The organism is Mesorhizobium norvegicum (assembly GCF_004919685.1).
Taxonomy (GTDB): domain Bacteria; phylum Pseudomonadota; class Alphaproteobacteria; order Rhizobiales; family Rhizobiaceae; genus Mesorhizobium; species Mesorhizobium norvegicum.
Window position 1 is genome coordinate 150,451 of sequence record NZ_SMYZ01000003.1, and the last position, 6,315, is coordinate 156,765.

Annotated in this window: 5 protein-coding genes; 3 read left to right on the plus strand and 2 right to left on the minus strand. The window is 63.4% G+C overall.

Features of this window, described 5'->3' with window-relative positions:
- The gene (locus FCU66_RS01915) at positions 1-519 is read left to right on the plus strand and encodes a flavin reductase family protein (protein ID WP_136619783.1); all 519 of its coding nucleotides are present in this window, start codon (positions 1-3) and stop codon (positions 517-519) included.
- 2 nt (positions 520-521) lie between these two features.
- Here the strand turns inward: FCU66_RS01915 and ubiG are convergent, their stop codons facing one another.
- Positions 522-1,271, minus strand: coding sequence for a bifunctional 2-polyprenyl-6-hydroxyphenol methylase/3-demethylubiquinol 3-O-methyltransferase UbiG (ubiG, locus tag FCU66_RS01920; protein ID WP_136619784.1), 750 nt, complete (start codon positions 1,269-1,271; stop codon positions 522-524).
- Positions 1,272-1,480: 209 nt separating this feature from the next.
- On the opposite strand from ubiG, the gene FCU66_RS01925 reads away from it, so the two are divergent.
- Positions 1,481-3,715, plus strand: a complete 2,235-nt coding sequence (locus FCU66_RS01925; RefSeq protein ID WP_136619785.1) for a diguanylate cyclase — start codon at positions 1,481-1,483, stop codon at positions 3,713-3,715.
- Between the two features lie 33 nt (positions 3,716-3,748).
- Here the strand turns inward: FCU66_RS01925 and FCU66_RS01930 are convergent, their stop codons facing one another.
- Positions 3,749-5,602 carry a CHASE3 domain-containing protein gene (locus FCU66_RS01930; protein ID WP_136619786.1) on the minus strand — a complete coding sequence of 618 codons (1,854 nt, stop codon included), beginning with the start codon at positions 5,600-5,602 and terminating at the stop codon, positions 3,749-3,751.
- A 259-nt stretch (positions 5,603-5,861) separates the two neighbouring features.
- Here FCU66_RS01930 and FCU66_RS01935 point away from each other — a divergent pair.
- Positions 5,862-6,315 (plus strand): amino acid kinase family protein (locus FCU66_RS01935; protein WP_484177838.1); only part of this gene is annotated, 454 nt, incomplete at its 3' end.

Genomic DNA, 6,315 nt, shown 5'->3' on the forward strand with positions numbered 1-6,315 from the left:
ATGACCGAGCCAACGACTTCGGAGGCAAATCCTGTCGGTGTCGCGGACTTTCGGGCCGCGATGCGGCTGATCGTCGGCAATGTCAGCGTCATCACCGCTGGCACCGGCGAGGACCGCTCCGGCCTGGTGGTCATTTCGGTCGTCTCGCTGTCGGCCGAACCGCCCAAGGTGATCGCCTGTGTCAACCGGTCGTCGTCGACCTGGCCGGTGATCGAACGCTACCGGCATTTCGGCGTCAACTCGCTCGGCCCCCAGCATCAAAGGGTGGCCGAGCGGTTCTCCGGCTTCGGCGGCATCAAGGGCAAGGACCGCTATGAGGGCGCCGAATGGATGACACTGAAGACCGGAGCTTTGTTGCTTTCGGATGCGGTGGCCGCCTTCGACTGCAGCCTCGACGAGATGATCGATCGCGGCACGCATTCGATCGTCATTGGCTCGGTCGAGGCCGTGCGCACCCACGATGCCGGCCAGGCGCTGATCTACTGGCGGGGCGGCTACAGGCCGCTCGATTCTGAATAGGATCAGACCGAGCCTTTTTCCGCCAGCACCATGTAGTTGACGTCCATGTCCTTCGACCGCGCCCAGCGGTCGGCAAGCGGATTGTAGGTGACGCCGGTGCGGTCGATGATCGTCAAGCCGGCGCCGCCCAGCGCTTTCTCAAGCTCTTCCGGGCGCACCAGCTTGCCGAACTGGTGGGTGCCGCGCGGCAGCCAGCGCAGCACATATTCGGCGCCGATGATGGCCAGCCCGAGCGCTTTCAGCGTGCGGTTGATGGTGGCCACGAACATGATGCCGCCGGGCCGGACCATCTCGCCGCATTTGGCGACGAACAGGTCGATGTCGGCGACATGCTCGACCACTTCCATGTTCAGGATGACGTCGAATTTTTCACCGGCGTCGGCAAGGTCCTCGGCTGTCGTGGCACGATAGTCGACGCTGACATTGCCCTCGGCCGCGTGCAGCTTCGCCACTTCGATGTTTGTTTCGGAGGCATCCGCGCCCACAACCTCGGCGCCAAGCCGCGCCATCGGCTCGCACAAAAGGCCACCGCCGCAGCCGATGTCGAGGATGCGCAGGCCCTCGAAAGGCCTTGCCGCGCGCGGATCGCGGCCGAAGCGCGTCGCTATCTGGTCGCGGATATAGGACAGCCGGACCGGATTGAATTTGTGCAGGGGACGGAACTTGCCGTTCGGGTTCCACCATTCGGCGGCAAGGGCGGAAAAGCGTTCAACTTCTCCGGCATCGATCGTCGATCGTCGGGGCTCTGGCATCGGTTGGTCTCCTCGAGCGCTAGGAAGTCGGGTGTGAGGCCGCGAATGTCAAGGCAACAATTTTCGATGCTGACAGGGTGTGCGTCCTGCGAGGGAGAGATGGCGGTCGATCAGGATTCCTTAACATCAAATTTACGAGATTGGCGGTTTCCTGAAGCACGACCGGGATTCGGCATATACATTGCCCTCCCACGGATTGGGGTGGCTTGTTGCGGATCAAGACCCAGATTATCGCTACTTTGTTGAGCGCCGCGGCCTTGATCGGCCTGGTGGGCGGCATTGCTATAGTCTCCCAGATATCGCTGATCAGATCCGGTGCAATCGCCGAGGCGACGAGCGTTGGACGGCAATTGGCCGAAACGATTGCCTTCAAGGCTGCCGACACGCCACGTCCGTTGTTCGAAAGACCCGAGGCGCTGCATGAATTCGTAACCTCGCAGCACAGCGGCTCGAAACGCGACCTCGTCGTCGTCGATCACGACAAGGTCATCCTTGCCGATGTCCCGGGTGAAGAAAAAAATGTCGGCACACCGTACGGCCACGATCCCGACAATGAAGTCGGCCGGACGATCGAGGATGGCACGCCGCGCAACTTCGTCGAAAGCAGCGCCGACTTGTCAGACGCGATCAATCTGGTTGCGGTGCCGATCAAGGATGCCGCCGCCGACCAGACCGTCGGCGCGGTCCTGTTCGAGTACACGCCGTTGCTGCGCGCCGCGCAGCAGCGCACCAACAACATGCTCTGGCTTGTCGGTCTGTGCACCGCGGCCGCCGTGCTGCTCTCCGCGATCTCGGCTTTCCTTTTGCTGCGCGGCTTCGGCGCAGGTCTTTCCGGCCTCAACCGCGGCATCGAATCGCTGGCGCGCGGCGACGCCGGGGCGCGCATCGGCCGTACCGCCAATGACGAGTTCGGCCAATTGGCGCAAGGGTTCGACCGCATGGCATCCGAGCTCGAATCCTCGCGTGGGCAGCTCGTCGAGCAAAAGGCCTATATCGAGGATATCGTCCGCACCGTTGCCGAGGGCATTGCCGTCATCGACGGCAATGGCCGGATCGTCTCGGTGAATCCGGCAGGCGCCGAGATCATCGGGCGGCGCAACGACAAGATCGAGGGGCAGGATTGGCCGTCGGTCCTCGACATGCGGGGACTGTCGGGAGACAGGCTGGCGCAGGGAACATCCCCGATTGAACTGGCGCTGACCACGGGTCGCAGGCATCAGGCCGAGGTGCGGCTGGCAAAGCCGGACGGATCGTATCTGCCGGTGATTGCGAGCTGCAACCCGCTCAATCGCTCCGATGGCGGCATCGTGCTGACGCTGAGCGACATCAGCGAGTTGCGCAGCGCCGAGCGGGCGGTCAGCGATCGCGCCGAGGAATTGACTACGCTGAACCGCGAACTGAAGGAGACGTCCCAGGCAACGACCCGCCTGGTCAAACTCGGCGAGCTGCTTCAGGCTTGCGTTACCTTCCAGGAGGCGTTTTCCGTCGTCGGCTCGGCCATGCCCGACTTCTTTGGCGGATTGAGCGGAACCGTTCATCTGACCAGCGCATCGCGCAATCTGGTCGAGGAAATGGCGCATTGGGGCACTGTGCGTTCGAGCGTTGGCCAGTTTGCGCCGGAGGATTGCTGGGCGCTGCGGCGCGGCCAGGAGCATGTTGCCGGCCCCGGCATGCTGACGCCGCGCTGCAACCACATCACCGAGAATGGCGGCCGCGGTTACGTCTGCATGCCCCTGGCGGCGCAGGGGGAGACGCTTGGCATCGTGCATCTGTGCGAACCAAACGCCGCCGACAGGCCGGACTGGCTGACCGAGCGGCAGCAGATCCTGCGCGGCGTCGTCGACACACTGGCCTTGGCCCTGGCCAATCTGCGCCTGCGCGAAACACTGCGGCAACAATCGATCCGTGACCCGAACACCGGGCTCTACAACCGCCGCTATCTCGAGGAAACAAGCAGTCGCGAACTGAGGCGCATGGAGCGTTCCGAACAGCCCCTGGCGATGATCATGCTCGATGTGGATCATTTCAAGCAGTTCAACGACACGTTCGGCCATGAAGCCGGCGATCTCGTCCTCAAGCAGGTTGCAGGCACGCTACTCGACCACGCCAGGGATAGTGACGTGGTGTCCCGTTACGGCGGCGAGGAATTCGCCCTTATGATGCCGGCGACTTCGCTGGCGGACGGCGCCGAGCGTGCCGAGGCAGTGCGAAAAGCGATCAAGCAGCTTCATCTCGCTCATCGCGGCCGCACGCTTGGCACCATTACCGCGTCATTCGGGGTGGCTGCCTTTCCGGAGCTTGGCGCCTCATGGGCGGAGATCGTCAACGCCGCGGATCGTGCGCTCTATCAGGCGAAGGCAGACGGGCGTGACCGTGTTGTTGTCGGGCTGGGCAAGGCCCATGCCGACCGGCAACAGGCCAAGGCCAGCAAAAGCGTGGCTTGAGGTCCGGCGTCCCGCTGTCGCGGCCCGACGGAATCAGTCCGGTGTGCCTTGTTTCGTGTCCAGCACGTCGCGCAGTTTCGCCGCCAGTTGCTCGATGGTGAAGGGCTTGGCCAGGAAATGCACGTCATGGTCGAGCACGCCATTGTGGACCACGGCGTTCCTGGTGAAGCCGGTGGTGAAGATCACCTTCAGCCGTGGCATGCGGGTAACCGCTTCCTCCGCCAGCTTGCGGCCGTTCATCACCGGCATGACGATATCGGTGAACAGAAGCGCGACGCCGGGGTTTTCCGCCAGTCTCTGCAACGCTTCCTGGCCACTTGCGGCATCGATGACGGCGTAGCCGAGTTCGCGCAAGGCATCGGTGGTGGAGGCACGCACGCGGGCATCGTCCTCGACGACGAGGATCGTTTCGGTGACGGGAGCGGAATTCTCGCCTCGTCCCGTCGGCACGGCTGCTTCTTCGGCGCCAAAAAAGCGCGGCAGGTAGATCTTGATCGTCGTGCCTTCGCCGGGTTCGGAATAGATCTTGACGTGGCCACCGGACTGTTTGACGAAGCCGAACACCTGACTCAGCCCCAGGCCGGTGCCCTTGTTGACCGGCTTGGTGGTGAAAAAGGGTTCGAAAGCCTTGGCTATGACATCGGGGGGCATGCCCGAACCGGTGTCGCTGACGGCGATCATCACATACTGGCCGGCCGCGACCTCGGCATGGGTGGCGGCGTAGCCGTCGTCGAGATGGCTGTTAGCGGTCTCGATGGTCAGCTTGCCGTCATCACCCATGGCGTCACGCGCGTTGACGGCAAGGTTGAGAATGGCGTTCTCGATCTGGCTCGGGTCGGCATGGGTTTTCCACAAGCCTCCCGCCAGCACGGTTTCGATGCGGATGGTTTCGCCGAGCGCCCGCCGGATCAGGTCCGACATTCCGGTCAGCAGACGGTTGGCGTCGACGATCTGCGGCGCAAGTGGCTGCTGGCGCGAGAAGGCGAGCAGCCGGGCGGTCAGATTGGCGGCACGGTTCGCCGCGTCTATCGCCGCTTCGATGAATTTTGCGATGTCGTGCTCGCCGCGCGCCAGCTTGCGCTGGGCGAGGTTCATGGCACTGATGATCACCGCCAGCATGTTGTTGAAATCGTGAGCGATACCGCCTGTGAGTTGACCGACCGCCTCCATCTTGTGCATCTGGCGGATCTGGGATTCGGCCTTTTCGCGCGTCTGGATTTCATTGCCGAGCGCGACGTTCTTGCGCACCAGCTCATCCTGGGCGACGGCCACCTCGTGGAAGCGGCGGCGCGATTCCCTGATCGTGTAGGCGCCAAGCAGGAAGATCGCCAGCAGCGCCGCCAGCGAACCGATGCGCAGCCAGGTTTCGACCTGGTCGGTATGCTCGTCGCGCGCTGCGAGGGCGGCGGCGCCGATGCGTCGGATCGTATCCATGCTGGTCCGGATTTCGTCCATGACAGCCTTGCCCTGGCCGCTGCGGACCAGATCCAGCGCCTTCGTCGCATTGCCCTGGTCGTACAGGGCAATCGTCTCGGCCAGTTCAGCCTGCTTTTGCGAAAGCGCGTCCTTGATATGGTTGATCTGCTGGACGACCTGGTCGTCCGGGGCAGTCATGCTGTCGATGCGTGCAAATTGCCCCGGAATTGCGCCCACAGCCCGCCGATAGGGTTCGAGATAGGATTTCTCGCCGGTCAGCAGATAACCGCGCTGACCGCTCTCCGTGTCTTGCGCCAGCGAAAGCAGGCCGGAAAGCAATTCCTGATATTCGATTGCCTCGCGCGCGGCGGCGCGATTGGCTCTCTGGCCCTCGACCAGCATGGCACGGCTGCCGACGATCAGCGCCAACACCGCGAAGCCAATGACAAGCGGGAGCGATTGCCATCGCATGGCGCGTCGAAGACGAGCAATCATCTGTAATACCGGATCAAAAGGAATTCCCCGCGGGCAGCATTTCGTAGGCGGCGGCGGGGCGGAACGCAATATGCCGTCTTCTTGAAGCCGGCAATCCGCCGCCAGCCTTGCGAAACCTTCATCATTTGGCTAAGGAGGCCGCGCATTCAACGGCCGGCGTGAGCCGGCCTTCCGCTATTCGGGATTCCCGCTGTTTTGGCTGGAGTCCGGCTTCAGTCAAAGGCATTTCGCTTCCATGGCGCGCATCGTGATGAAATTCGGCGGAACCTCCGTCGCCGACATCGCCCGCATCCGCAATGTGGCGCGTCACGTCAAACGCGAGGTCGATGCCGGCCATGAGGTGGCGGTGGTCGTCTCGGCGATGGCCGGCAAGACCAATGAACTGGTCGGCTGGACGCGCGAGGCCTCGCCGATGCACGACGCACGCGAATATGACGCGGTCGTCGCCTCCGGCGAACAGGTCACGGCCGGCCTTCTGGCGATCACCTTGCAGAACATGGGCGTGCATGCCCGTTCGTGGCAGGGCTGGCAAATCCCGATCAAGACCGACAATGCGCATGGCGCGGCGCGCATCCTCGACATCGACGGTGCCTTCCTGGTCAAGCGCTTCGGCGAGGGCCAGGTGGCGGTGATCGCCGGTTTCCAGGGCATCGGCCCGGACAATCGCATCGCCACGCTTGGCCGCGGCG